Origin of the sequence: Cognatilysobacter bugurensis, from assembly GCF_014652095.1 — a bacterium.
Lineage (GTDB): Bacteria > Pseudomonadota > Gammaproteobacteria > Xanthomonadales > Xanthomonadaceae > Cognatilysobacter > Cognatilysobacter bugurensis.
Genome location: NZ_BMYD01000004.1, coordinates 272429 through 298567, shown reverse-complemented (window position 1 = coordinate 298567; position 26139 = coordinate 272429). Strand labels below are relative to the sequence as shown.

The window sequence follows — 26139 nt, the reverse complement described above, 5'->3', positions numbered from 1 at the left end:
CAGGGCGGTGCATGGGGCAATCTCCTCGTGTCGTTCTCCTTGTTGACGCGCCACCACAGAGCTTCTTACGACCCGGTGCCTGCGTAAGAAAGCGCGCCCCGGTTCGTCAGAGGGATATGCGAGCGCTAAAAAGGGACCTCATCGCCATGTCCGATCGATTCAGCCCGTGACCCCGTTGCCCGACGCATCCGACGTGGCCGAACTCGCCCGCGTGCACGGTCCGCTGGTGTTTCGCACTGCGTATCGGCTGCTCGGCGATCAGGCGCAGGCCGAAGACGTTCAGCAGGAGGTATTCCTGCGCCTGCTCGAGTCCAGGCATGACGGCATCGCGTCCTGGCCCGCCTATTTGACGTCCGCAGCGACACGCCTTGCCATCGACGTATTGCGCCGGCGCCAGCGCTGGTGGCGGCTGCTGCCCACGTGGAGGGCGCAGACGCCGGTGTCGGCGCCGTCCGCGGAAGAGGCCAGCATCGAAGCGCAGCGCGCGGCCCAGCTGAGGGCCGCGTTGGGCGCGCTGAGCCGACGCGAGGCGCAGTGCTTCGCGCTCCGGTACCTGGAGGGTTTCGATTTGGCCGAGGTCGCTGCAGCGTTGCGGATGACGGAGAACAACGTAAGCGTGGTTCTGCATCGTGCGCGGCGACGGCTCGAGGCCCAGTTGAGTCAGTTTGCGGAGGAGGCCAGGCCATGAGATCCGGATTTCGCCATGAGTTGTCCCGTCGGCTCGTCGCGTGGGTCGACGCGTCCGACGCAGCGCCGCCGCTGGGCGCGACCGAAGCGGCCCAGCAGCGCTTGCTGGCCCGCGTGCACAGCGCACGGTCGCGGCCCGGCCCGGTGCGGGCCCACTGGCTGGCAGCCGCGAGCGCCGCGGTGCTTGCGATCGTCGTTCTCGCGCTTCCGCTCTGGACGGAGCAAGGCACGGCCTTTGCCGACGTCCAAGCCCATCTTCGCGATTTTCGGACATTGTCGATGCAGGTGGAGCAGCGGCACGGCGACCGCGTCATCCAGCGGTCGCGCACCGTCGTGGATGCGCGCGGCGTGCTGCGAACCGATGTGGGAGCCGAGCTCAGCGTGGTCGTTGATCCGGTCCGCGGCCGGGTGCTGACGCTGCAGCACGGGCCTAAGCACGCGATGACGATGCCACTGGAGCAGGCCGCTGGCGGACCCGACGCGGCGCTCAAGTGGCTCGCGCAGATTCGCAACTTCAAAGGCCAAGCACAGCGCCTGGACAGCACCCGAACCATCGACGGTCGCGTTGCCCATGGCTGGGCGCTCGATATATCCGGCAACCGGATGGTGCTGTGGGCCGATCGCGATGGGCTTCCGCTCGCGATGGAAAATGGCGGCCCCGGCGGGCTCGAGATTCGCTATCGGTTTCGGTTCAATGTCCCGCTTGCGCGCGGATATCTGTCCAGCGATGTCCCGGGGGGCTACCGGCTGGTCGACGAGGATCGCTTGTGAGGCGCCCAATGCGAGCGGCGCGACTGCTGCGGCCGTCGCCGCGCGCTGCAGAAACGTCTGCCGGTCCGGAGCGCGGGCCGTGGCGATCACCGCAGTCGGACAACGCTCGTGGCGCCAGCGACGCCGAGCTCGAACGCAGCCTCGCCCCGCGTCGGCTTGCGCATCAACTCCTTGAAGTCGCGAAGAACTGGCCGCTGGGCCCGATCGATCGGGCATAAGCAGGTCATTTCTTCCGCCAGCTCGCCGCTGGCCAGCCTGCCGGTGTTGATCAGCCGAGGCCCGCTTCTGGCTAGAAGCAGACGCCATCAACGGCGCGAAGCTGATCGGCCTTGATCAGTCCGTGCGACCTTCCTGGTCACGCGCGCGCTTGGGCTTGCAGCCGCCTGAACATGGGCGCGCGCGCTGATGGCTCGGTTCCAGCCTCACCTGGCAAGACTTGGCGAACGGAAGCCGGTCGGCGACACTCGGTCCTCGCCAAAGCGCAGGAGCGCGCCATGGAAGCAGGCGGTTCGATGGATCGATATCTCTCCGAAGCGGGCTGGCGCCGTGAGCACCAGCTGCGCAATGAGGTCTCCCGCGTGTGCATTGCACTGGGCCTTGCCCGCGGCGCGCTTGCAAGCGGTGATCAGTCGACACTTGAGGAAATGCTGGCCGAGGCCGAGGACGCAGCGGAAGGCTGCAGGGAGGCGTTGGGCTCGCAATCGGCGCCGTTGCGCCGGCCGGGTGTCGGCCACGCCTAGGCTGGCCGGTTAGTGGCAGGCGACGCGAGGCGCTGGCTCAGTCCACGTGCGCCATCGACACCAGGTCGAGCAGCTGCAGCAGCTTTTCCGGCTCCAACGGCTTGACCAGGTGATGGTCGAATCCGGCGCTCTGCGCGCGCTCACGATCGGACTGGTGTCCGTAGCCGGTCAGCGCGATCAGGACCGGGCGCTTGCCCGACGGGATCGACCGGATGCGTCGTGCGAGCTCATACCCGTCGATATGCGGCATGCCGATATCGAGGATGAATGCATCCGGCAGTTCGCGCTGTGCGCGCACGAGTGCACTGCGCGGATCGGTCTCGACATCCACGTGGTGGCCGCTCGCATGCAGCAGGATGCCAAGCGTCTGGGCGGAATCCTCGCTGTCGTCCACCACCATAAGGTGCAGCGGGTGCGCCGGGGCACCGAACCCACGGGAAGGCGCCGTCGCGAATTGCTCGCCGGCCGGCCGCGCGCGCGGCAGTCGCACCTCGAACCGACTTCCCTTGCCCGGGCCTTCGCTGTGCGCCGACACCGCGCCACCGTGCATCGCGACCAGCGAGCGCACGAGCGCCAGGCCGATGCCGAGCCCCCCTTCCGCGCGATCCGGTGTGCGTTCGGCCTGCACGAAGAGATCGAACACGCGCGCGCGCAGCGCTGCGTCCATGCCGACCCCGTTATCGCTGACCGCGATTACCACGTGGTGCTCGTCGCCGGACAACTCGACGCGCACCTCGCCGCCCTCCGGCGTGTACTTGGCGGCGTTGACGAGCAGGTTTGCGAGCACCTGGGTCAGCCGCTTGCGATCACCCGCAACCTGCAGCGCGTCGGACGCATCCGAAACGAACAGCCGGTGCCGCCTGGATTCGATGAGCGAACGGGCCTGTTCGACCGCGTCGTTCACGATCTGCGTGAGCGGAATGATCTCGCGCTTGAGCACGACCGCGCCGCGGGTGACGCGCGCGACGTCGAGCAGGTCCTCGATCAGCGCGGCCATGTGATCGGTCTGCCGCGCGATGATCTGCGTCGCCTGCTGCGCGCGCGGATCCTGTTGGCTCAGCATCCCCAGGATCTGCGTCGCATTGCGGATCGGTGCAAGCGGATTGCGCAACTCGTGCGCGAGCATGGCCAGGAACTCGTCCTTCTGTTTCGAGTTCGCGCGCAGCTCTTCTTCGGCATGGTGGCGCTCGGTGTTGTCGCGCAGGATCGCGACCGCACCGACGATGTGCTGCTCTTCGTCCTGCAGCGGACCGAAGTTGCCGTCGACGTGGCGAATCACGCCCGCATGCTCGAGCTCCAACCCGGTGGTGCGGAAGGAGCCCCCCAGGCACGCGTCCAGTGCGCTTTTCGCCGCCTCGGGCTGGCGGAACAGCGCCACGAATGGCCGGCGTTGCGCCTGCTCGAGCGTCAGCCCGAACAGCTGCTCCGCGCCGCGGTTCCATGAAATGACGTTGCCGCGTCGATCCACCGAGACGATCGCGTCGTGCGCGTGGCGCAGCACGCTGGCGAGGTAACGGTCCGACGCAACCAGTCGTCGGTATTCGGCCGAGTCAGGCACCCGCGGCTCGGGCAACTGCAGCTTCATGCGAGTGAGCGTGGACTGCAGCTTGCGCTGCTGCCGCGAACGCGCAAGTTCGTCGTCGATGCGCGCTTCTAGATCGGCCGCGTTGGCGTTGACCGCGGTCCAGCGGCCACCCGCCGGCGCGGCATAGGCCGCCTGTTTCCGGAACGCGACCTCCTGGGCCGCATCCAGCAGGAACACAAAGCGCAAGCCCGGCAGATGGCGGGCGAGCCAACGCGCCGGCGGAAGCGGTTGCACGACATCGGGCGCGATGCAGACCACGCAGCTGTCTGCGGCGCGCAGGTCCTCCGCCAATGCCTCGGCGGACTGGAACACGCGCACGTCAAAGCCGTGCGCCAGCAGCCGACGCTCGAGCGCGTCGGCGTCCGCCGCGTCATGTGATTCCCGGAGCAGGTGCAGAACGCCGCGCATGGAGCTCAGAACAGCGCAAGACCAAGCGCGTTACGCCCGGTCCAGGTGGTCAGCAGGTCGGTGGTGGGCGACATCACGTGCGCCGCGCGCGCGTCACGCAGGCAGCGCGCCAGCGTGCTGTTCTCGCGGTAGGCCATGCCGCCGCCGAGCGTCATCGCCTCGTTGGTGACCGCCACGGCCGTCTCGCCCGCGTCGGCCTTGCACGCAAGGATCGCGGTCAACGCCGTGGCTGCACCCATGTCACCGAGTTGCGCGGCATGGCGAAGCAGCAGGCGGCTTTTTTCCAGCTTCATCCACAGCTGGCCCACCCGATGCTGCAGCACGTCGACGTCCGCGAGCGTCTGGCCCGAATGCGCATGCCGACGCTCGCGCATGTGCTGCATCACCTGCTCCAGCGCCGTCGCGGCCACGCCGAGGTAGGTGCCGGCCATTGCGGTGAGGAAATACGGCGCGACCACCTCGAACACATACCAGACCTGGTCGCCTTCTTCGCCGAGCAGATGCGCGGCGGGCACGTGCGCGCCGTCCAACAGCATCGACCGCGATGAGTTGCCGCGCATGCCCAGGCCCTGCCATGGCTGGCCCCACTGGACCGCCGGTGTGTCGTTGTCAACGACCAAACAGCTGAACTCGCCGCCGATCGCATCCTCTGCGGCGCAGGTCGACACCACGTACGAATCCGCGTGCCCGCCGTTGGTGACAAACTGTTTTTGCCCTTGCAGCACGAACGCGTCGCCGTCGCGGTCCATCCGCGTCTGCGGTAGAAAGAAATGCGCGCCGGTCCCCGACTCGGAGAGCGCGAGCGTGGTGAGATGCTCGCCACGCGCGATGGGCCGCAGGTAGCGTTCCTGATGCAGCGGCGTGGCCTTGGCCGCGATCACCGCAGCGCCGACGCAATGCATGCCGTAGCACATCGCCGTGGATGCGCACGCACGGCCCAGGGTTTCCGTCACGACGGCCAGACCGAGCAGGCCGTGGCCGAGCCCGCCGAGGTGCGCCGGCACCGTCAACCCGCCCAAGCCTTCCGCCGCAAGTGCGCGCAGCCCGTGCTCGGGCCACAGCGCCTCACGGTCCACGCGCTCCGCGTCAGGACCAATGGTTGAGGTTGCGACCCGATCGGCCCGCTCGACAACGCGGGCCAGCGGCCCGGGCAAGTACTCATCCATCACCCGATTGTACGGCCGCCCGGTGAACCCGGGCTCAGACGCCGGCCGATCCATGCAACATGCTGGCCGTGCCGCAGTAGTTGCTGCATCGTGCGCTCCACGCCGGAGCGCGCAGTAGGGCACGAGATATCGTGTCCGCGCCTGCCACTCGAGGACCGGCCCCACTGGAAGCGGCCAGTGCACCGGCGCTGATCAGCCGCTGCCCGCTATCGATTCAACCCGGACATTACGTGCGGAGACGTCAGGCATCTTCCGGTTGACCGCTCGGCCGACCAACCTCAGCATCCGGCTGCGCGGCACTCGATGCCTCCATCGGCATCGGATTTGCACGCAGTACTTCGGAGGCTCGAGTGAAAAGACTTGCTGTACTTGCAGGATTCAGCGTGCTTGCCGCGCTCGGGGTCGCCGCGGCGGCTCCGCCGGAGCGCTCACCGGAAGAGCTCGCCAGCCTGGTGGCCGGGCTGGACCGGGCGGTCTTCGACTCGTTCAACGCCTGCAGCGACCCGGCGGAACTGAGCAGGCACGCCGCGTACTTCGCCGAGGACGTCGAGTTCTATCACGACAACGGCGGAGTCACGTGGAACCGGGACGACATGTTGGCGCGCACCCGTGACAACGCCTGCGGAAAATACCGGCGCGAGCTTGTCGAGGGGTCACTCGAGGTCTATCCCATCCGGGATTTCGGAGCGATCGCGCAAGGCACCCACCGCTTCTGCGAAGCCGACGGCGACACCTGCGACGGCCTCGCGGATTTTGTGATGGTGTGGCGGCAGCACGAGGGACGCTGGCAGCTCACCCGAGTGCTCAGCTATGGCCACCGGGCTGCCAAGGGTGAGCCCTGACAACGCCCTTGAGGCGACTGCGCATGGCGACGCGAGCCAGCCCTGCTGTCAGGCGCAACCGCGAGGATTCGCGATGACCGAAGAGACCGCAAAAGCTCGCTTCCAGGCGCGTCTGCAACGTCCCGCCGATGCGGGGCCGGATGCGGGATGGGCATTTCTCGTGCTGCCGAAGGAAGTGAGCCAGCAGCTGCCAAGGCGTGGAAGAACCACCGTCGACGGCACACTGAACGGAATGCTCTTCCGCGAGACGCTTGAGCCCGACGGTCAATTGAGCCACTGGCTGCGGGTCAGCGCCGAGCTTCGGCACGCTGCAGGCATCGAGTTCGGCGACACCGTCGCGGTGGAGGTTGCATCGGTGCAGCACGAGCCGGAACCCGCCGTGCCCGAAGACTTCGAGACCGCGCTGGAGGCGAATCCGCAAGCGCGTCGGGTCTGGGAGTGCACGACAACGCTCGCGCGGGTGGACTGGATCCACTGGATCACGTCGGCCAAGAAATCCGCTACCCGCTCGAAACGCATTGCAGACGCCTGTGACAAGCTCGCCTCGGGCAGCCGCCGCGTTTGCTGTTTCGATCCCTCGGGCTTCTACAGCAAGGCGCTTACCTCGCCGCGCGCTGCAGATTGACGTGGCCGGGCCGTCGGTTGGGGATCGGCACGACAGTTCGCCAGATCTGAACTTGCCTCGCCGCGCGGTTGAACTCAGGTGTGGAGCACCATGAAATCGCGCTTCGCTATCTGCTGCTTCGCGAACTCGGTGGTCTGCCGCGAGGCGACCCGCGCGTGTCTCGGTATGCCGCTGCCTCGATTGCCGACGGCGCAGCGGGAGCGTGTTCGCGGCCGAGGCCCGCTTCCGAGTGGATGACCATCGCTGGAGCGATCAAGGCGCTCGTGCGCCCGAGCGCGCAAGGCGGCCCAGCCCGGTTAGCTCTCTGCCCGAGCTGCGGCTCTGCGGTCCTCTACCATTGGGATCCCGAGCCGGCGCTGGTCGCGATCGGTGTCGGCGCTTTCCCTGATCTGGAGTATCCGCAGCCCTCAACGCACCTCGTCCAGGATCGACCGCGCCGGCGGGTCCGGATCGTGGGTGGCGTCGAGCAGCGTAATCAGGCGACTCGCAGTCCCCTAAAATGGTGTGTGTCGATTCGACCGAAACGACATCGCGGCACGGCTCAACTCAGGCATCAGGACTCATGGAAGAATCCTCCGTCGCGCAGTACATCTGCGAGAGCTTTGAAGGCATCGTTCCCGTTTGTGCCTGGGGCGAGACCTCGTTCTTCTACAACCCGGGCCTGGTCCTCCCGCGTGGCGTGTACTTCGCCACCTTGAAGGTGAAGGACGGCGACAACGACCAAGCATCCGACTTGGCTCGCCCCGGCGTCTTCCGCCTCAATATGGGCATCGGCAAGCCCACGTACCGCTCGCTGTTCGGCTTACCTCCGGCGCGGCCCGCCGCGGGCGGTGTCGTGAACACGGGTCACGATTTCAGCGTTCTCGACACCCTCACCCCGCACCCGGTTTACGGCTGGATGGCGTGGGTCAGTGTGCTCAACCCGAGCGCCCAGACCTTTGAAACGATTAAGCCACTGCTGAGGGAGGCACATGAGCTGGCGGCCGTTAAGTTCGACAAGCGAGTCGCAGCAGCATGAGTGCCGATGAATCGCCAAACCGACGTCGCTCTGCGGAGCGGCTTAACTGAGTTGTCGATGCACAATGGAGAACACCGTGCGAACCGAGAAGGGAAGTTGTCACTGTGGGGCTGTCGAGTTCGAAGTCGACCTCGAGAACGGCTACGAGAATGTCCGGCGCTGCAACTGCTCGATCTGCAGCCGCAAGGGGGCCATCATGGCTGCTGTTCCCCTCGATCGCCTGCGGGTCACCCGCGGCGCCGACAAGCTCTCCCTGTATCAGTGGAACACCAAGGCCGCAAGGCACTACTTCTGCAGCATCTGCGGCATCTACACGCACCACCAGCGTCGCAGTGTGCCGACGGAGTTCGGGTTCAACCTCGCGTGCATCGAGGGCATTGATCTGGCGGCCATCGGGCCGATCGGTGCAAGCAACGGCGCCGCCCAGACCCTTGTCTCGGCTGGGCCGTGATGACGCCTCCGCACAGGCCGGCCTTTGCGGCCAGGATTAACCCAGGTGTCCCGGCGCGTGTTCAGCCAACGCGTTCCATGGAGGGAAAAGCATGAGCCCAACCGCACTGGCACTGACCGGGTACGTGACTTGGATGCTGATCCTGATCGCGGGGATCGAAGTGCTACGCACGCGGGCAGTCCTGAAGTTCGGGCGACAGCCGAACACGTTCGCCCCTGACGGCAGCGACGTATCTCCGTTTGCCAACCGGCTGTGTCGGGCGCACGCGAATTGCTACGAGAGCTTCCCGATCATTGGCGGCCTGCTGCTCTTCGCACTGGCGACCGACCGGGTCTCGGTCACAGACTCGCTCGCCCTGTGGGTGCTCGCCGCTCGAATCGCCCAGTCCTTGGTTCATCTCGCGTCGGGGAGCGCCACGGCTGCGCAGATTCGATTCGCGTTTTTCCTGGTCCAGCTGGTCGTGGCGGTGATCTGGCTCGCCAGGCTGTTTGCGCTTCGCGTGGCGGGCTAGAAATTCGTCCAGCCGGCGCTGCTTCGCAGTTGTCCTAGCGCAAATCTGGGCTGCCGGATCGCGCCGAGTCGCACCTCAATTCGGGCGATAATTCACGTATATCGCCGCACCATGGAAGGAAGCAATGAATTACGTCGATCTTGTCGCCGTGCTGGCCGTTGTGCAGCTGGTGTTTTTTGCCATCCTGGTGGGTCGTGCGCGAGGCCTGTATGGAGTCGACGCACCGGCAGTCTCGGGTCATGAAATGTTCGAGCGCGCCTATCGCGTGCAGATGAACACCGTCGAGCTCATGGTGGCGTTTCTGCCCTCTTTATTCGTCGCGGCCAAGTATTGGCCGCAGCCGTATGTGGCGGGCATCGGCGCCGTATACCTGATTGGCCGGCTCATCTACTGGCGGAGCTATTCGGCGGCGCCTGCCAGTCGTGGCATCGGCTTTGCGCTGTCGATGCTGCCGATTTTCGCACTGGCGATTGGCGCGCTCGTCGGCATCGTCCGTGGTAGCGCAGCCTGACGATTCGTTCGGGCTGACGCTGCTTGTCGGTGGAGTCAACGCATGCCATGGCCCCGCGTTTGCGACGTCCGATTCCGGCCGGAAGCGGACATGGGCAGGTCAGGGAGACAATCAGCGGCGGTTGCGACTCGTGATCGAGCTGATCGCTCTCCACAAATTGGCCGGCCGCTTACAGTCGGCGTCTCACGTAGTTGAAGAGCGTCCGCACTAGCTCCGCCATGAGCACCGCCTCTGCCTCTCCCGGAGCTGCCTGATTCGCATCGACGATCGGGGCGTCGTGTCGCACCGTGTTGAGGGCTGTCACGGCTCCAGCTAATGACGCCAATGCATGGCCGACCTGCGGGCTTTGCCGGGTCTGTGCAGCAAAAATCGGGTGGTCGCTGGTCAGTAGCCAGTAGAGCTCGGTGACGGTTGCATCGCCGGCAACGGTCAGATTCGCACGAGCGCAGACGTCGAGCAGGTAGCCACGAAGTGCATCGTGAATTCGGTGGATGCAGCCCACCGGCTCACCTGCGTCCAGCCATTGGAGCGCGTCCACCAATGCCTGCTCTGTGGCCTTACTCGCCGGTCCCGACTCAACGAGAGGCGTCACAAGCGCTTGGCCCAGCCCCAGCTCCTGAGCGGCGCCAGGTGCATTCGAATCCAGCCAGACCTTTATCTCCGGGCGGTCGGCCAGGTCGCGAAGATCCGCGGGTCTTTCGGCGTCAAGATGCCTCACGAACTGCGCGACACAGTAGCCGTAGTCATCGTCGCCGAACCGCAGTGATTGCTGCAGCCGTAGGTCAGGGTCAGCCAGCTGTGGCATCTCAAGCTCCACGCCCAACCTCGCCCAGGCCGAAGCATCGAAGGTGTGCTCCATTGCCTCCGTCAGGGCGAGGAGGGTTCGGCTCGAGAGAGAATTGGTGAGCGAGCGGGGCGGGGCGTTCATCCCGCCAAGGTAAGGCCTCTCACGCCACACGGCCAAGCTTCACGTGCGATGGCTGCACTCGCTACTCTGGCGCTCTCGTTAAGCTTGAGCAGACTGCCGCGGGTAATCAGCCAGCGTCTGCTTCCGACCCGTAACGGACATCGCATTCGGCAGCGACCGGCTATGGTGTTTGGCTCGCTGGGCCGCGGCACGTGCCTCTTCCCATGCCTGGAAAAGCCGGTTTCGTCGCACCCTTCCGGGCCGCGTCGGATTGCGGAGCGAACTGCGCGTACGCGCCGCTATGCTGCGCGCCAGCGACTCGGGCGCCTGGCCCGATCGCGAACCTCCGGTTCGTGCCGCATATCGCGGCTGCCTCGAACGACCGAAACAAGTGCTGTGATCGCGCGATGCCCGGCGGTGTTTCGCTGCATGTGACTGGTGGTCCGACTTCGCCAACCTCAAGGTGTTCTATGAAATTCATCGCAGCGTGCTGCCTGGCGGTCCTGTCCATGGGGTGCTCGATCAGTGGCTCGACCCACGTACATCGCACTTTTGGTGAAGGCCAGGCCGACGTATACAGCAAGGCTCGGGTGCGGGACGGAACGGCCCGCTTCCGCTGCATCGACAGCGGAACGGGTCAATGCCACTACACCGTGTACTCGGCCGCGTGTGGCGCGTCGGACGGCACGGAGCCATCCGCCTGTCCGCGAGGGCCGCTGGCGCGCTTCACGCTTGCAGAGGGCGAGACGCGCGACTTGGCTGCCGCGGAAAGATTCAGGATTTGCGTGCGGACCGATGCAGTCCTGCCTGACCCCGACTGCCGCGTGCTGGAGCTCAGCGCGGCCCAGTAGCCGGCAGCGCCCCTCGCCGGAAGAGCGCGTTGCTGCGCGGGAGAAACGTCAATCGGGTTAGGTGCGGAGCCGAGAGCCAGCCGGATAAGCGCCGCCGCGTTACATCCGCTCCCAGTCGAACGCGAAAGTGCGCAGTACACATGTGGGAAGGGCGTCCTCTGCCTCGCCGTTTCGGCCTTGACGCGCGTCATGGCATGCCGACGACACGTGGCTCGCGGGAGGTCAACAGCCGCTTGCCTGCGATACTTGCGCACGCGGCAATGTGCCGGTGGGGGAGAGAGGGAATTCATGAAGTCGTCTATGTGTGCGTTCGCTGTTTTCATGCTGCTGTCCGTTTGCGCCGCGCCGGCCATCGCGCAAGGCCCGCCGCCGCACCTGCCGGCGGGCGTGCTGGCGGATGCACCTGAGCCCGCCCGTGTGAACTACCTCAAGCAGCATGTCGTGGTCGAGGGTCCGGTGACGGGTGGGCTGACCTTCTCGTTCGATGACGATTTCTATTCAGGCCGATTGTTCCTGCTAGGCGAAAGTCACGGCTCGGCGGCGCCGCAGGTGCTCGATATCGAACTGCTCACGCACCTCAACGCACGGCTCGGCCTGACTGATTACCTGGGCGAGGTCGACCCGGTGCAGGCGCATCGGCTAAATCGCTACCTGGACACCGGCGACGAAACGCTGCTTGACCGCGTATTCGACCGCTGGAACGCGGACAGCCAGTGGGCGAACACCGCCTACGAGGACAAGCTCCGCGCGATCCGACGACTCAATGCAGGCCTGCCGGCCGGCCAACGCATCCGGATCCATGGCATAGACGCGATCCAGGACTGGCCACTCGTGGCAGAGGAACTTCAGGCACGCGGCGCGCCGCTCGACGCGGCAGCGTTCGCCTCCGCGCGCGGTACGTCCCGCGCCCGGCTCGCGGCCGATGCGCTCGCCCGGGCTCCCGATGCGGCGGCAGACGCTTACCTGCTGCAGGCACTTGAGCGCCAGGCTGTGGAGAGCGACCGAGAGACGATCATCTTCAACAACTACGCAGCGCTGGTGCGATCGGATGTGCTCGGGGACCGTCCGGCCTACGGCCTCTGGGGTGCGACGCACGTGATGCAGGGCCCGCTGCGGGGACGGCTGCCATTTGGCGGCCGGGTGCGTGCGTCGGACCTGCCGTCTGCGGACGGCGTCCGCAGCCTCGTCGTCTACGGGCTCGACAGTGCGTTCCAGTTCCCAGTGCCTCTCCCGACCGGCGTCGCGCGCGTGCGCTTCACCGATGGCAACGTAGATGGCCCGGTGGTGAAGCTCGCCGGCTCCGCATCACTGCGCGAAGCTTCGGCGCCACATCGGCTGACCGTCTTCCGTATCGATGCAGACCGTTCGCCGTACCGCGAAGGCCAGCAGCTCATCGCGCTGCGCTCGTCGATGGACCCCGGGCTCCTGCCGTCGGCGGACGTGCCTACCAGCGGGTACGCGCAATACGTGGGCGTGTACCGTGGCTCCGACTGGGCGGCGCCGCGCGAAGGCGCCGGCCCGACGCTGTCACCATGACCGCGTTCGCATACCGGCGGAAGGCCGCGCGCATCATGCCGGCCTGCCGGAAAGGCCGCATGTTCGGGGCTGCTGTTGCTGCGGCCGCATTGCTGGCAGGCTGCGAGCGTACGGAACCACTGAAGCCCCTGCCCACCGTCGAGGCTGATGGCACGCTTTCGATCCCGCCCGACTATCGTCCCCGCGCGACGAGCGATGCCTCGCGCGTTGACTGCGAAGGGTACTTTGCGATGAACCCGCCCGAGGTTCGCGCCGAGGCACGTAGGCTCTGCGCGTCTAGCAGCACGCCGGCCGAACGCGAGCGCAATCCTTATTGCCGAATTGACCAAATCACCGTCGCGTGCTCGTCCCGCGCCATGCCCCCGGCTGGGTAGCCTCGACGGGAACCGGACGAACGTCGACAGCAGCCCCTCCGACGCATACTCCAAGCCTCAAGATCGGATCTGGTAAATCCCAACTGTGGGCGCGGTTGCCCGCTGAAGCGTCTCGCCGTAAAGAAACAATGTCTATCGACTGGAAAAACGAGACCTCGACCGTCATGCGCGCGATTAAATCTGCTTTGCTGCTGTGCCTGCTCGCCGCCCCTGCGTTTGCGCAGAGCGTCCAGTTCAAGGGCGGCGCCGCGTCGATCGGCGACTCGGTCAAGAAACTGCACAAGGTCGCGGGCAAGCCTGATCAGGTCAGGCCTTTCCCGGGCGCGCCAGCCACATCGCTTCACGAGTACTCGCTCGGCGAGCGTCAAGTCAACGTAAGCGTGCGTGGCGGGAAAATCACAGGCATTGCCGACAATCACATCGTGAGCAAGCCCGGGCCAGCAGTACTGACGGGCGTGGATGTCAACGGCACTCGGATCGTGACGGGCGACCCCTTGGCAAAGCTCGTGGCATCAGCAGGCAAGCCACACAAGATCCGGACATTCGCTGACGCTCCCCATATGTCCGTGTACGAGTACACGTTTCCAGGCCGAGAGGTGACGGTCACAGTGACGAACGGCAAGGTCAGCGGAACATCGGAACTGAAGATCCGGAAGAGGTGATCTCGAGGGACGCAGGCGGCGAGCCGCTTTTGGTTCGCCCAAACCCAAATACCGTTGCCCGACGTCGGCTTCCGGCCACAAGCGGGCCCACGAGCGTCAGGAATCCCAGCCGCACGATTAGTCCTTCTGCTTCCCCCTCGCGGTCCGCAAAGACGTCACTCTGGATCGGCCGCCGTCTCAGCAGGGCGATCGCATGCAGCGTCGACACCGACCCGGTGGTTCAACTCCGCGCAAAGGCGCCGGGCTTCAGCTTCGTCGCCGCCAGCGCGCATCAGCTGCGCGAGTCCCCTTGTGGATTCCGGGTGCAGGGGTGAATGCCCGAGAACCCGGCGGTACCACGATTCAGCCATCGACGGGTCGCCCCGGCTCGCATGGCGATCGGCGATGAGGACTCCCAGCGGCGCGTACCACGGGCGTATCTGCACCGGGTTGTTCGCATAGCTACGCTGCATCGCGGCATAGGCGCGCTCGAAATAAGGCAGTGCTTCGCGCTCGCGCCCCGTGATCTCAAGAACATCGCCGATGTTGATCAGCGTTCCCCACGCATTCGGATCGAGCTCGACGGCCCGTTCGTACGCGATCAGCGCGTCCTGGAAACGGCTCTGAGCGCTGGCGACGAAACCAACGGCCTTGTGCGCCGCAGACGAGTCCGGCGCCACGGCAACGGCCCGCTCTGCCATCAAGCGTGCACGCTCCAGTTGCCGCGAAGCGGGTTGGCGGTCGAGATGGCCGTGCGCGAGGGCATCGCCCAGTCGCGTGAAATGCATCGGTGGCTGGCCTGAGAGGTCCGGCCAGCGAATCGCCCGTTGCACCAGTGCATTCGCGAGCCCCGCAAGAGCGTGTGCGTCGTCAGGCTGCAGAGCGAGCACGCGTTCGTAGAGCTCGATCGCCGACTCGTTGTCCCCGCGCGTGAACTGGAAATAGAAATCGTCCGCCTGGACGGTCAAGGCGCTCGGCTGGCGCGCCTCCGGCTCCGGCATGGCGCGACGGCTGGCAAACCACCACGCACCGGCCGCTAGCAGCAGTGCCGCCGTAGCGCACAAGGCGATCCACGCCGCTCGCGGCGGAACGCTACGGCTGGACGACGCGGCGGCCGGCTCGACGTTGGCGGACATGTCCGGAGACGGCACGGGCGTCACGTCCGCAATCAACCGGTAGCCACGCTTGGACAGGGTCTCGATATAGCGCGGCGCCTTGGCTTCGTCGCCCAGCGCCTGCCGCAGTTTGAACACTGCTCGGGCCAGGCTGTCGTCTCCGACCACCTGCCCCGGCCAGAGCGCTTCCATGATTCGCTCGCGGCTCACTGCCTCCCCGGGCGACGCAGCCAGCAGGAACAGTAGATCCGCGACCTTCGGTTCGAGCCGCTGCCGCCCGTCCGGGCCCATGATTTCGCCTGTCGCGCGGGTGACGCGCCAGTTACCGAGCTGAATCTCATCAGGGTAAGTAATTGATTTCAAAGTGATCAGAAATCCGGATGTGTACGGCAGAAAAGCAGGAGGAAATCGTCATGGCTTGGCGAGGATTGCTGGATTGAGATGGCGCGACAACCACCCGACGCCTCCCGCGAGGCTCGTCAGCCTGAGAGAACTACATGCCTCTGCCTTCGAAATTCTTCTTTGCGCTTGCCCTGGTCACCGCGGCCTTGCTCCCTGCCGCGTGTGCAGCGCCCGCAACCAAGGGGGCTGCCACTGAGCGGGCGTCGGCAGCCCAGACCGACCTGGACCGCCTCTACCACGGGCTGCAAGCCTCGCATTACGACCTGTACGCCCGACGCCCGAAGGCAGAGTACGACGCCCTTTACCTCCGGATGCGCCGCCAGCTGGGAGCGTCCGCAATCGAACCGGGCGAACTGCGGCGAGTGTTCCAGCGTTTTGTGGCCTACGGGAATGTGGCCCATGCCGCCATAGAGCCGCCGATCGCGGAGTGGGAGGAATACCGGGCTGATGGCGGCAACGCGTTTCCGCTCGTGCTGCGCGTGGTCGGCGACCGCGTCTTCGTCCAGGACGATTACAGCGGCATCGAAACCATCGCACCGGGGGACGAGGTGCACTCGATCGACGGCCTGCCCGCGCTCGATTGGCTCGGCCGCGTGCGCACGCTCGTATCGGCGGATAACGATTACCTGGCCCATACGCAGCTGGAGACGAGGCTTCCGATGCTCGTCTGGTGGCACGGCGACCGCGCCGTGCAGTACCTCGTCGAGACGAACACGCCTGAGGGGCTGCACCGCAGGGTGACCGTGCCGGCGCGCAGTCGCGCAGAGTTCGCGACCGCTTCCGCTGCGGCACCCGCGCGCTTCGAACTGGACTGGAACGAGCGCGTGGCGCGCGTGACCGAGGAGGGCATCGGCTACCTGCGCCCGGGGCCGTTCTACGACAACCGGGCGGACTCGACGAACCCATGGGACCCGTCCGCGTTCCGCTCCTTCATCGACGGGGCGTTCGCAAGCTTCATCGACGCCGGGGCTAGTGCGGTACTGATCGACCTGCGCAACAACCCGGGTGGCGATAACTCGTTCTCCGACCCGATGATCGCGTGGTTCGCCGACAAGCCGTTCCGCTTCAGCCCCGAGTTCGATATCCGCGTCAGCGAAGCCGCGACGGCCGCCAACGTGAAGCGCGTCGAAGCCGCAGGCTCGGATCCTGAGGCCGTCTCAGTGAAGCTGGCTGCCGCGTATGCCGGCAAGCGTGCGGGCAGCCGGGTGAGCTTCCCGATTCCGCTCGTGCAGCCGCGCGGCGACGCCCGTTTTACCGGTTCGGTTTACCTGCTTATCAACCGGCATTCCTACTCCAATGCCGTGCTCGTGGCGGCCATTGCGCAGGACTACGGGTTCGCGACCGTGCTTGGCGAGGAGACGGCGGATCTCGCAAGCACCTACGGTGCAGCCGAGAAGTTCACGCTACCGCGGTCCGGTATCGAAGTGACGTTCCCGAAAGCCCGCATCCTTCGGCCCAACGGGGACCCCGTCGCCCGGGGCGTCGTACCAGATATCGCCATCGAGACACCTGTGGTGCCTGCGAAGACTGATGTTGTGCTCGACGCAGCACTGCGGGCGATTGTCAAACGCGGGCCGGGTTGACGTCATCGCCGATAGGCGACGATGTGCCGAGATCTCTTTGACTCGTCCATGACTACAACCTCCGGGAAGTAATCCTCGAAAGTCCGCTTCAGATCCGAAGCGGACCTCACGAGGCCCGCCGCCTTGTCAAGCAGCACCCGCGGGGCGTGGCCCTGCAGGAGCCACTTCCCGACAGCCCGATGTCAATGCTTGCGATGCGGCAAACTGCGCCGATGTCCACTCGTCGATTCCTGCTCGTCGCGGCCGCGTTCTGGCTGCTCTTCGGCTTAGTGGCGGGTATCCAGGTGTGGATCAGCATGCTCACGCACGGGCACGATCCCGTCTTGGTGCTCGGGTACCACGTGATGGTTTGGTGGGTCTGGCTCGCGCCGACGGCGCTGATTATCTCGCTCGCGCGTCGCATGCCGGTGGCGCCGCCGCGGCTGCTTCCGATCCTCGGCCATGGGCTGGCCGCCACTGCAATTGGACTGCTGCATTCGCTGTACTCGCTGGGCCTGATGCTGTGGCTTCGGCCCTATGACCGCATGACGGCGCCGCTGTCCGATATCCAGCTCAGCAACGTGCTGGCGCCGATCCTGCTGGAATGGGTGCTTTATCTTCTGGTGCTCGGCGCTGTGCTGGCCGTGGACTACGGCCGCCGCTCCCGCGAGCACGCGGTCGAAGCCGCGGAGCTGCGCCGCTCTCTCACCGATGCGCGGCTGCATGCGCTGGAACTGCAGATCCAGCCACATTTCCTCTTCAACACGCTCAATGCGATCTCGGGGCTGGTGCGGGTCAGTCGCAAGGACGAGGCGATCCGCATGATTGCCGGCCTCGCGGATCTGCTGCGCTACTCGTTGGATCATGCCGGCCGTCAGCGCGTGGCACTCGGCGAAGAGGTTGAAATGCTGACTCGCTACCTGGAAATCCAACAGACCCGGTTCCCGGACCGCATGTCGTTCTCGGTGACGGTCGATGCGGCGCTGCGGCAGGCGGCGGTGCCGATCCTGATCCTGCAACCGCTCGCGGAGAACGCCGTACGGCACGGTGTCGATCGCAGCGGCTCGATGAATCACGTCGAGGTTCGGGCGCGTCAGGTCGATGACCGCCTGGAGCTGGAGGTGCGCAACCGGGGCACCATCGCCTCTCCGGTGGTCGAGGGCATCGGCTTGCGGAATACACGAGAGCGCCTGCGCGCCCTGTACGGCAACGACGCGCGGTTCGAACTCACGCAGTCGGGCGAGCATGTGCTGGCGCTGTTGGACCTGCCCTTGGATCAGCGGGCGTGAGTCCGCTCGGCGCGACGCCGATACGCGTGCTGGTGGTCGACGATGAGCCATTGGCGCGCGAAAACATGCGCGTTCTTCTGGCCGCCGACCCTCAGGTCGAAACGGTCGGCGAATGTTCCGGCCCCGAGGCGGTGGCCATGATCGCCCGCTTCCGGCCCGACATCATGTTCCTCGATGTGCAGATGCCGGATCTTGACGGGTTCGCACTGCTGGACCTCGTCGGCCCAGATGCGGTCCCGGCTGTGGTGTTCGTGACGGCATACGATCGCTATGCGGTGCAGGCGTTCGAAGTGCGCGCGCTGGACTACATGCTCAAGCCCTTCACCGACCATCGGTTCGAAGCTGCGCTGGCGCGCGCGAAGGCGCAGGTTCTCACTCACCGCCAGTCCGCTCTGGCGGAAGCCCGCACCGGCGCGGCGCCGCCGGCGCGGGATCCTCTCCGCGCCCGCTTCCTGGTTCCGGGGCGGGACAAGAGTGTCGTGGTCGAAGCGGTCGAGATCGACTGGATCCGTGCCGCCGATTACTACGTGATCCTGCATTGCGGCGGTGTCAGCCATCTGCTGCGCGAGCGCATGGACGAGATGGAGCGGCAGTTGGATCCAGAGCAGTTCGTGCGCGTGCACCGGGGGGCGATCGTGAACCTGGCGCGGGTGCGGGAAATCCACCCGCTGTTCCGCGGCGGCTGCGAAATCAAGTTGGCCGACGGCACGATGCTGAAGCTGAGCCGCGATCGGCGCGCCGATTTCGAGGCACGCTTCGGGATACTCGGCGGACGTCGCTGATGCGCTCAGCGGCGGGCAAGGTTCGCCCCTCAGGCTGCCGATAGCCGCCCGCTCGCCGCCTCCCGCGACCGGTTCGCTGCCACCGGCCGCCGCTTCGCTGCCAATGAGTTGGCAGGTATCCCGTGACCGCCGAGGCTGAGCCGCGCTTGCCTTCGCCGATGTCGTTCCCAGGGCCGACTGCGCCCGGTGACGCCTACGCGCGGAGGCCGCGAAATCGCTGTGAGCCTGCTCGGCCTCCATCGTGGTGGCCCGGCCGCGCGTTACCGCGTGACGCATGTCGTTTGTCGATGTGCGGATGCCCCCACAAATCCGCCATGCCGGGGCCACTAAGCCATGGCCCACGCTCTCCGGAGGCTGCCTTGAAGCACTTGCTCGTCCGACAGTCACTGTTCCTCCCGCTCGCTGCGCTGCTGGTGCCTGCCTTGCTCGCGCTCGGCGTGCCGAATTACTCATCGATGACCCAGCATGTGAGCGAATTGCAGCTCCTGGACCATCCCATCGCGGGCCTGATGCGAGTTGCTCCAATCCTTTGTGGGATGTCGATACTCCTGTTCGGCATCGGCGCCTATCTCAGTGCACCGTCCCGGTTCGCGTTTACTGCCTTCGCTTCTGCAGCCGTGGCAGCGAATTTCATTTCCGCCGGTGTGTTCGTCAGTGGCGACCCGCTGCACGGTCTGCACGGCGTCGGATTCTTCATTCCGTTAGTGCCTGCCTGTTTCGCCGCCGAATCCGGTCTCGGCCGCAGCGTCCGGCAGATTTCCCTGGCTGTTGCGGTCGTGAGCATGGCCTATCTATGGTTGAACCTGTCCGATGTGGACCCCTTGCGCGGTCTCACCCAGCGGCTCGCCATCGTGCTCATCCTCGGGTGGTACTCCTTCGCCAGCTATCACCTGCTGCGGTCGATGGGCTCTCCCGACGGCACCGGGGCGAACGCGATTCGCGCTGAGCCCGTCGCGATCGGCAGCCAATAAGCCGCCTGTCCCGAGCCGTTGAAGCTCGCCGTCGCTCGCATCTCCATCTTTCACAACCCGCGCCACCCGCTGGTATTCCGGGGTGTCGCGTCTTCTGAGGCGCGCCACATGACTCGCTACCTGTTGCTCACGCTGCTCGCCATGACATCAACCGCTGGTGCAGTCGTCATCCGGGACGACGTCCCGGATTTACAGTATCGGATGGCCGAATCCGAGTTCCCGGCGCTGGCCGACCTGCCCGGTGAGGGCCACGGCGTCCTGATCGAGCCGCAGTGGGTTCTGACTGCTGCGCATGCAGTGACCTGGCAGAACGCGGTCGACGCGGTGGTGGTCGGCGGAACACCCCGCGCCGTGCGTCGCGTCGTTCTCTACCCGGGCTACAAGAAGCTGCCCCAGAGCCTGATCGACGCGATGATGAAGTCCGACGATCCCACGGCGGTCACGCGATTCCTGGCGTCGTCCGACGACATCGCACTCATCCAGCTGGCCCAGCCGGTTCACGATGTCGCACCCGTGCGGATTTACAGCGGCTCGGAACCGGGCCAGCTGATGCGCGTCATGGGACGCGGCGCGACAGGGAACGGCGCCGAAGGTCACTGCCCGCACGGCCCGAACCGGACCGACCTGCGCCATGGCTACAACCGCATCGACACCGCCGAAGGCCGATGGATCGGCTACAGGTTCGATCGGTCGCCGGACGCGCACCCGCTCGAGGCGGCGGCCGGCAATGGAGACAGCGGCGGGCCGATTCTGATCGCCGTCGGCAACGAGTGGCAGGTCGCAGGTATTACGTCGTGGAAGCTCGTCGAGGGCAGTGTGGCCAACTTCCGCCCGGGCCGTTATGGGCAGACCAACTACGGTGTGCGGCTGGCGCACTACCGAGAGTGGATCGCGGACACGATTGCGGCGGGCGGAGCCGCCGAAGCGGCGCGTTGATCAGCGAGGCACTGCAGCCGATCACGCGGCGCGGCCTGGGACCGCGTGTTCGCTCCTGCCTGGAGCGGACGCGCACTGTCCAATTGCTGGAGGCTCCCCCCTACAAAGTGATGTGCGATTCAGGCCGCTGCGGACGCCGGGACCGCCAGCAGCCCGTTCCCAGACTGCGCTTTCCATCGCCGCATCAGCAGGACCGCGGTGGCGTCCACGAGCACCGCGAAGATGCTCGCCTCCGGGCCGAAGTCTCGACCCGCAAACCATTGCGGTCTGCCGGTCAGCTCGGGCAGCAACCATCCCGCGTGCTCGGCGCCGCTCACGTCGAAGCCGAGTACAGAACCCTGGGCCCAGTGCCAGCCGAAGTGGATGCCGATCGGCAGGGCAAGTCGCCCGGTGCGCGGATACGCGAGGCCGAGCAGGACAGCACCCAGTGCGGTGTCGACGGTGGCGACCACGCAGGCCGTGCCGTCGAGGCCGGGGTTGCCCCCCCCGTGCGCGACAGCAAACAGCCCGGCGCTGACCGCGATCGCCGCGAGGGCCCCGACGCCGTCGATGAGGCGTTGGAAGACGAAGCCGCGAAACAGCAACTCCTCCCAAAGCACCACCCAGGCCCCCGATAGGAGCGACGTCAAGCTCCAGTCCGCATTGAGGCGGACGTGCGCGCCCCCGGTGGCCACGATGAGCCCAGCGACCAGGAGCATCAGGGCGGCTCCGAGCCCAACCCCTATGGCCGCTTCCCTCATCCACCCCGCGGTGGAATGGAGGCCGACGTCCACGATGGCTTCGCGTCTCGCCCGCAGGCAGCCCCCAGTCACCGCCGGGAGAAACAGAAAAGGAAGCGGCGACAACGCGAGGCCGTCGACGGCCTGTTGCTTGAGCGTTCTGGAGACGAGGCAGTAGGCAGGCTTGCGAGGAAGACTGCGAGGAACACCAGGATCCACCAGCCATTTCGAATCGACCCGTTCGGACTTCTGAAGACGTGCTTCATGGGGTCCGTTCCTTCGGCTGACGGACCGAAGAAGGCAGTGGCTGCGAGCGGCGTTCATAGTTCGTCCCGCCATGCGACATACGGCATACGACTCGCACGGCCCCGGCGTTGAACCCTGCGCCGGCTAAGACCGCTCGATTCACACACGTCCGCTCTCGACCTAAAGCGACATACTCCTCAGCAATCCCCAAGTTGGTGTAGCCATGGTCGCGACAACGCTGGTGCGTCGACTGGAAGTCGATCCTGCTTCCCATCCCAGGGGGCAGCCGCACATCAGCTCGGCCAGCGGCCTGGCCATCATTGGCGGCTGGTTCTACTTCGTCGCCGATGACGAGAACCACCTGATCGCAGTGCCTGCAGATGACGTCGAAGCCGGGGTCTTGCAGATGCTGCCGCTCGGGGACGAACGGCTGCCGGACGACGACGCGGAACGCAAGCGCCGGAAGAAGGATCTGGAACTGGTGTTCGACGTGCCCGCGGGTGCAAGCGCACCGCGGATGCTCGTCGCGTGGGGTTCGGGATCGCGCCCTTCGCGCGATGTCGGCTACGTGATGGCACTCGCGGCGGACGGGAGCCTCGAAGGCAGCCCGGGGCGTGTGTGTCTGGCGCCATTGCACGACCTGCTGCGCCGCCACACGGCCGAGTTGAACATCGAGGCCGGGCTGGTGGTCGGCAGTGAGCTGCATCTGTTCAGTCGAGCTAGCGCGAAAGCGCCGTCGAACGGATGGTTTCGCATCGGCCTGGACGCAGTCATCGAGTTCCTGCTGGGCGACGACGGCTCCTCGCAGGTACCCGCCGTCCGTTTCGCGGAGCTGGACCTGGGGCGGATGGGGGGCGTACCTCTCGGCATCAGCGATGCGACCGCGCGCGAGGACGGAGGATGGCTGCTGAGCGCCTCGGCGGAACACACGTCGGACGCGTATGACGACGGCAAGGTCGAGGGCAGCGTTTTGCTGGCGTGTGCGCAGGGCGGACACATCACATGGCGCGCGCAGTTGGATGGCCACCACAAGGTGGAAGGCATTGCGTTCGACGGGCAAGGCGCGCTGTGGATGACCACCGACGATGACGCACCCGACGTGCCGTCGCAGCTGCGCCGCCTGTCATGGCCGCCATCAGGATTCGCCGGGTAGAAGCCGCCGTGGCGGTCGCCCTGAAGGGCGCGCTCTAGCGTGCCTTGCCAGCACTGGCCTGTCCCGATGTGGGAGTTGAATCCATTTGAAGGGATGCATCCAAGCGACGTATTCCTTCAAAAAGAGGGCGCTTGATTAAACGTTACTCCCGGCCTGTTGTCGCTTTAGCCAGCGCCATCTTTTCTCGCCTGCCTGGCCTCGATGGCCGGCGCGGTCCCGGCGACATTGCCCGACACGGCGGCGGGCAGGCTCGCGGAGGAGCTGATCCACCACGTGAATGCCGATAAGCCCGAACAGATGCGCCGGCGGGCGCCGACCATTCTGTCTGCGGACGTCGCCCTGTCGGACTAGGCGGGCTTCGTCCAGAAGCTCGTGGTGGAGACGCGCGATAGCGGCGGCGTGGACGTGCTGGACGTGCGTCTCCGTCAGCCCGCGCATTCGTGGAGAGCGCGAGACGATCCGAGCGGAAACGGCGCGCTGGTTCCGAACGTTCCAGGTCGATGCTCGCACACCGCTGTCCAGGTCAACGGTGTCGACGCGATAAGCCCCTTGGCGACGTGTCCGCTTCTCGCCCGAAGCGGAGGTGGGCCAAGGCCCTGAAGTCCAGTCAGAGACCGTAGTCTCGACCGGGCCGTCAGCTACGTACTCGGGCCTCGGCCTTGCTTGAAGACAGATTTCCTGCCGACTGAGCTGCTCTTCTTCGCAGTCGGCTGGCCCAGCCCAGGTATGAGGAAGTCCGTAGCGCTCTGGCCCCGCTTCGTCCTGTCGGCAAGCCATCTCGGCATTCGACCGCGACCAGACCAGGTATTCCGCTTGTTGTCCGGATCGCGGTACTTCACCGCGACCTTCGGTCGTTTCCGTCGCCTTTGGGAAGGCTTGACGATCGGGGAACTAGGATGAAAACCAATGAGTTCTTCGATCGCGTAGCCCTGAGAGACAGCAAACGCGGCCAGCTCTCTACGAACGACTGCGGGAGGTCGGCGGTCGCGCAGCCGCTTTTTCCGTTGCTCGGCCGCGGCGAGTAGTGAATCCAGCTCGCGAAGGCTGAGCGTCTCAATATCGATCTTCATGGCGCTGAGCGTTGGGCCGCGCCCGGAGCCTGTCAAGGGCCCTGGAAGAGCCCATCAGACGATCGCTGCGAGGGAGGGCGACCTCCACCACTGAACCTCTCTGCCGGTTGGGCGCGCGAGCCGACACGACTGGCTCAGAGGCGGCTGCCCCCCGACCCCTCGCGGGCATTGCCAACTCAACGGAAAAGCACATTTTTCTCGGCGCCTTTGGCTGATCAGACTGGCTGCCTACAGTCCCTCCAGCTTGGTTAGCCTCCTGCTGGACAGCCGCACCGGCTGCTTCAAGTCTTCGCATGCACGCCTGACCTGATGCCCGCTAGACAGGAGATGTCTGCCGGCTTCGGCGGGTGATGGTCGATACCCGACGTCCTGGAAACTGCTGGGTCGCGCGCCTATCCATGCTCAGTCAACGCGATGAGAAACACACTCGCGGCGCGGAACCTTGCGGAGCTGCGCTGGCAGTTCGTAACCGCTCATGTCCGGAGGGCGGATGTCCCGAATGAAGACATCCGATGCATCACCTCCGACAAGTTTCGACAAGGCCGCCCGTGCATCTGCGGGCGCTTCGACAGCGTTTCCACTGAGCCGCAGCAGGTTGGCCAAGGTGGTCAGCGCAGCGACGTCGTCGTTAACGATCGGCAGCGGTAACCCGGCATCTGAATGGTCTGCTTGGCGAATTGGCCTGGCAACGGCCTCCACGTTGTCCGTGAGGGGGCGTAACCCGGAACCGGCGTCCCGGATTCAGCTCTGGGCTTTCGCTTAGGACCCGCCCCAACGCACGTGCACCGGATTGGGCACAAGCGACACGCCGATGCCAAGGCCACCTTGAGTCCGATCTCGAGTCCGCCCGGCCTGTGCGACCAGGTCGGACACGTGTGGGATCGTGTCGGGCGCCGACCTGGCGCCGCCATCACCGATGCTGAGCGCGGCTGGCCACCGGCGCTGCTCAGATCGGCCTCGATGCTTTCTTGCTGCGTGGACTTCGCCGCGCTGCTCAGCAGATTCGTGATGACCCGCACCCGCCAGGGACGTCGCCGCTCACTGGAACGGGCTCGTTTCCGTCCGGGTCCCGAGTTCATGGCGGCGGGGCTGGATCGATACACGTGACTGCCAAGAACTTCACCTGCAGAAAGCGCTGCGCGTGGCTCCAAAGTCCGACGGCAGGCGCAATGGTTCCGGACCTACGGCCCAAACCGCGTGCCTCGATGTTGCTCAGGCGGCGACGGTCGCGAATCCTCGCAGCATCCGACCACAACACCTCCCATGGCCCTGTTCACGCCTCCCCCCGCTGCTGGGCTGGCTTTCGCGCTTCCGCTGCCTGAAGGCCTGACGTGCAGCGCCGTGGTCGGTCTTGCAGAGGAACTCGACCGCCATTCGTCAGCCACCGCGGCGGCGCTGTGTGGGTTCGAGCGCAGTCTGTCCTTCATCGCCTACGAAATGCTGGACCGTTACGACGCCGACCTCGAGGAGCACCTGGCCGCGTGGTATATCCAGCCGCTGACAGGCAATGATTCGCACCTCTCCGAGGCACACTGCAGCCATGTACTTGCGCTGGTGTCAGCTCTGGACGAGCGTGTGCGCACCGCGCCGTCATGGGCTGATCCGGCCGATTGTCTTAGGGCGGCCGCAGGTCGATTGTCCGAACTCTGTGCGCGCCTCTACGCGGCGGCAGCAAAGGCTCATGCGGCGGCGCTTGCGCTGCTGGCCCGCGAATCGTCGAGGGTGCACTAGGTCGGAAGGGCGGTGAGCGGACCCGCGGTATACGCTGATCGTGATACGCCTCGGTTTCAGCCGCCACAGACGAGTCCTTGGTGCTAATCGGACCCAGTCTGCTTCTTGCCCGAAGCCGGCATCCGCAGCAGAGCGACGATCCCAATATGCCCGGCGCGGCTCAACCGGGCCGTAGCGGGAGCGGTAGATCCGGAAGGCCTTCATGCCTCGTCTGACGCTCCCGCTGGCACGCGATCGTCGAGAGGGCCGATCGGGAACACTGGCGAACAGGCCAATCACGGCCCGCGATGGGGCTGTCTGCCATCCACGCAGATCCTTCAAGTTGAGTGACCTGACCACCTGCAACTCGGGACCGAGGAAACGGCGGGCCCTGCTCGACCTGCTCATCTAGCAGACCTGAGTCATTGGTGGCGCCCTCTTGGCCTCGAACGGCCGAGTGAGAGCGTGGAACCGCGGCGCGGTGTCCATCACCGGCTTTGACGAGGTCGACATCATCGGCGAGTCGATCTAGATGCTCTTTATCGTTGAAGACCGGGAGC

General features: G+C 65.9%; 27 protein-coding genes and 1 pseudogene. 21 read left to right on the top strand and 7 right to left on the bottom strand.

Annotated elements, in window-relative coordinates; translation table 11 throughout:
• Window positions 1-166: 166 nt before the first annotated feature.
• From IE075_RS12810 to IE075_RS12800, 3 genes are all read left to right on the top strand, one after another.
• Window positions 167-688 carry an RNA polymerase sigma factor gene (locus tag IE075_RS12810; protein ID WP_189457183.1) on the top strand — a complete coding sequence of 174 codons (522 nt, stop codon included), beginning with the start codon at window positions 167-169 and terminating at the stop codon, window positions 686-688.
• A complete protein-coding gene (locus tag IE075_RS12805; protein ID WP_229792513.1) occupies window positions 685-1458 on the top strand; it encodes a hypothetical protein in 774 nt (257 codons plus the stop codon). The genes IE075_RS12810 and IE075_RS12805 overlap by 4 nt, the downstream gene beginning before the upstream one ends.
• A gap of 494 nt (window positions 1459-1952) precedes the next feature.
• Entirely contained in the window at window positions 1953-2198 is a 246-nt protein-coding gene (locus IE075_RS12800) for a hypothetical protein (protein ID WP_189457179.1), read from the top strand.
• 37 nt (window positions 2199-2235) lie between these two features.
• On the opposite strand, the gene IE075_RS12795 is transcribed toward IE075_RS12800, so the two are convergent.
• On the bottom strand, window positions 2236-4191 hold the full coding sequence (locus tag IE075_RS12795; protein WP_189457177.1) for a hybrid sensor histidine kinase/response regulator: 1956 nt from the start codon (window positions 4189-4191) through the stop codon (window positions 2236-2238).
• Window positions 4192-4196: 5 nt separating this feature from the next.
• Complete coding sequence (locus IE075_RS12790) at window positions 4197-5357, bottom strand: acyl-CoA dehydrogenase family protein (RefSeq protein WP_189457175.1); 1161 nt, start codon at window positions 5355-5357, stop codon at window positions 4197-4199.
• Between the two features lie 383 nt (window positions 5358-5740).
• On the opposite strand from IE075_RS12790, the gene IE075_RS12785 reads away from it, so the two are divergent.
• The 7 genes and pseudogenes from IE075_RS12785 (at window position 5741) to IE075_RS12760 (ending at window position 9315) form a co-directional block, all read left to right on the top strand.
• A complete protein-coding gene (locus IE075_RS12785) occupies window positions 5741-6199 on the top strand; it encodes a nuclear transport factor 2 family protein (protein WP_229792512.1) in 459 nt (152 codons plus the stop codon).
• Window positions 6200-6272: 73 nt separating this feature from the next.
• Window positions 6273-6824: a YdeI/OmpD-associated family protein gene (locus IE075_RS12780; RefSeq protein ID WP_189457171.1), complete on the top strand. Its 552-nt coding sequence runs from the start codon at window positions 6273-6275 to the stop codon at window positions 6822-6824.
• A 142-nt stretch (window positions 6825-6966) separates the two neighbouring features.
• Window positions 6967-7212, top strand: a pseudogene (locus IE075_RS16065) (GFA family protein); the annotation flags it as partial.
• A gap of 174 nt (window positions 7213-7386) precedes the next feature.
• Entirely contained in the window at window positions 7387-7842 is a 456-nt protein-coding gene (locus tag IE075_RS12775) for a DUF6194 family protein (RefSeq protein WP_189457169.1), read from the top strand.
• A 76-nt stretch (window positions 7843-7918) separates the two neighbouring features.
• Window positions 7919-8293 (top strand): GFA family protein, encoded by a 375-nt coding sequence (locus IE075_RS12770; protein WP_229792511.1) that lies wholly within the window; start codon window positions 7919-7921, stop codon window positions 8291-8293.
• Between the two features lie 91 nt (window positions 8294-8384).
• Window positions 8385-8804 (top strand): MAPEG family protein, encoded by a 420-nt coding sequence (locus IE075_RS12765; protein WP_189457165.1) that lies wholly within the window; start codon window positions 8385-8387, stop codon window positions 8802-8804.
• Window positions 8805-8928: 124 nt separating this feature from the next.
• Window positions 8929-9315: an MAPEG family protein gene (locus tag IE075_RS12760; RefSeq protein ID WP_189457163.1), complete on the top strand. Its 387-nt coding sequence runs from the start codon at window positions 8929-8931 to the stop codon at window positions 9313-9315.
• 169 nt (window positions 9316-9484) lie between these two features.
• Here the strand turns inward: IE075_RS12760 and IE075_RS12755 are convergent, their stop codons facing one another.
• Window positions 9485-10243, bottom strand: coding sequence for a hypothetical protein (locus IE075_RS12755; RefSeq protein ID WP_268244942.1), 759 nt, complete (start codon window positions 10241-10243; stop codon window positions 9485-9487).
• A gap of 1151 nt (window positions 10244-11394) precedes the next feature.
• Between IE075_RS12755 and IE075_RS12750 the strand changes: the two genes are divergently transcribed.
• The 3 genes from IE075_RS12750 (at window position 11395) to IE075_RS12740 (ending at window position 13645) form a co-directional block, all read left to right on the top strand.
• Window positions 11395-12609, top strand: a complete 1215-nt coding sequence (locus IE075_RS12750; protein ID WP_189457158.1) for a TraB/GumN family protein — start codon at window positions 11395-11397, stop codon at window positions 12607-12609.
• Window positions 12606-12983, top strand: a complete 378-nt coding sequence (locus IE075_RS12745; protein ID WP_189457156.1) for a hypothetical protein — start codon at window positions 12606-12608, stop codon at window positions 12981-12983. Before IE075_RS12750 ends, IE075_RS12745 begins: the two co-directional genes overlap by 4 nt.
• A 128-nt stretch (window positions 12984-13111) precedes the next feature.
• Window positions 13112-13645, top strand: coding sequence for a hypothetical protein (locus IE075_RS12740; RefSeq protein ID WP_189457154.1), 534 nt, complete (start codon window positions 13112-13114; stop codon window positions 13643-13645).
• Window positions 13646-13800: 155 nt separating this feature from the next.
• Here IE075_RS12740 and IE075_RS12735 read toward each other — a convergent pair whose 3' ends face one another.
• Complete coding sequence (locus IE075_RS12735) at window positions 13801-15102, bottom strand: winged helix-turn-helix domain-containing protein (protein WP_189457152.1); 1302 nt, start codon at window positions 15100-15102, stop codon at window positions 13801-13803.
• Between the two features lie 134 nt (window positions 15103-15236).
• Between IE075_RS12735 and IE075_RS12730 the strand changes: the two genes are divergently transcribed.
• The 5 genes from IE075_RS12730 (at window position 15237) to IE075_RS12710 (ending at window position 20681) form a co-directional block, all read left to right on the top strand.
• The gene (locus IE075_RS12730) at window positions 15237-16724 is read left to right on the top strand and encodes a S41 family peptidase (protein WP_189457150.1); all 1488 of its coding nucleotides are present in this window, start codon (window positions 15237-15239) and stop codon (window positions 16722-16724) included.
• Window positions 16725-16936: 212 nt separating this feature from the next.
• On the top strand, window positions 16937-17992 hold the full coding sequence (locus IE075_RS12725; RefSeq protein WP_189457148.1) for a sensor histidine kinase: 1056 nt from the start codon (window positions 16937-16939) through the stop codon (window positions 17990-17992).
• Window positions 17989-18774, top strand: a complete 786-nt coding sequence (locus tag IE075_RS12720) for a LytR/AlgR family response regulator transcription factor (RefSeq protein ID WP_229792509.1) — start codon at window positions 17989-17991, stop codon at window positions 18772-18774. Before IE075_RS12725 ends, IE075_RS12720 begins: the two co-directional genes overlap by 4 nt.
• A gap of 359 nt (window positions 18775-19133) precedes the next feature.
• Window positions 19134-19745 carry a DUF998 domain-containing protein gene (locus IE075_RS12715; protein WP_189457146.1) on the top strand — a complete coding sequence of 204 codons (612 nt, stop codon included), beginning with the start codon at window positions 19134-19136 and terminating at the stop codon, window positions 19743-19745.
• Between the two features lie 108 nt (window positions 19746-19853).
• Window positions 19854-20681: a S1 family peptidase gene (locus tag IE075_RS12710; RefSeq protein ID WP_189457144.1), complete on the top strand. Its 828-nt coding sequence runs from the start codon at window positions 19854-19856 to the stop codon at window positions 20679-20681.
• Window positions 20682-20800: 119 nt separating this feature from the next.
• Here IE075_RS12710 and IE075_RS12705 read toward each other — a convergent pair whose 3' ends face one another.
• Complete coding sequence (locus IE075_RS12705) at window positions 20801-21379, bottom strand: CPBP family intramembrane glutamic endopeptidase (RefSeq protein ID WP_189457142.1); 579 nt, start codon at window positions 21377-21379, stop codon at window positions 20801-20803.
• Between the two features lie 490 nt (window positions 21380-21869).
• Here IE075_RS12705 and IE075_RS12700 point away from each other — a divergent pair, with 490 nt between their 5' ends.
• Both IE075_RS12700 and IE075_RS15720 read left to right on the top strand, forming a co-directional pair.
• The gene (locus IE075_RS12700; protein WP_189457140.1) at window positions 21870-22799 is read left to right on the top strand and encodes a DUF6929 family protein; all 930 of its coding nucleotides are present in this window, start codon (window positions 21870-21872) and stop codon (window positions 22797-22799) included.
• 201 nt (window positions 22800-23000) lie between these two features.
• Window positions 23001-23150, top strand: coding sequence for a hypothetical protein (locus IE075_RS15720; protein WP_229792508.1), 150 nt, complete (start codon window positions 23001-23003; stop codon window positions 23148-23150).
• 287 nt (window positions 23151-23437) lie between these two features.
• On the opposite strand, the gene IE075_RS12695 is transcribed toward IE075_RS15720, so the two are convergent.
• Together IE075_RS12695 and IE075_RS12690 are read right to left on the bottom strand one after the other, a co-directional pair.
• The gene (locus tag IE075_RS12695; RefSeq protein WP_189457136.1) at window positions 23438-23869 is read right to left on the bottom strand and encodes an H-NS histone family protein; all 432 of its coding nucleotides are present in this window, start codon (window positions 23867-23869) and stop codon (window positions 23438-23440) included.
• Between the two features lie 402 nt (window positions 23870-24271).
• Window positions 24272-24568: a response regulator gene (locus tag IE075_RS12690; RefSeq protein WP_189457134.1), complete on the bottom strand. Its 297-nt coding sequence runs from the start codon at window positions 24566-24568 to the stop codon at window positions 24272-24274.
• A 564-nt stretch (window positions 24569-25132) separates the two neighbouring features.
• Between IE075_RS12690 and IE075_RS12685 the strand changes: the two genes are divergently transcribed.
• Window positions 25133-25600, top strand: coding sequence for a hypothetical protein (locus IE075_RS12685; RefSeq protein WP_189457132.1), 468 nt, complete (start codon window positions 25133-25135; stop codon window positions 25598-25600).
• Window positions 25601-26139 lie beyond the last annotated feature (539 nt).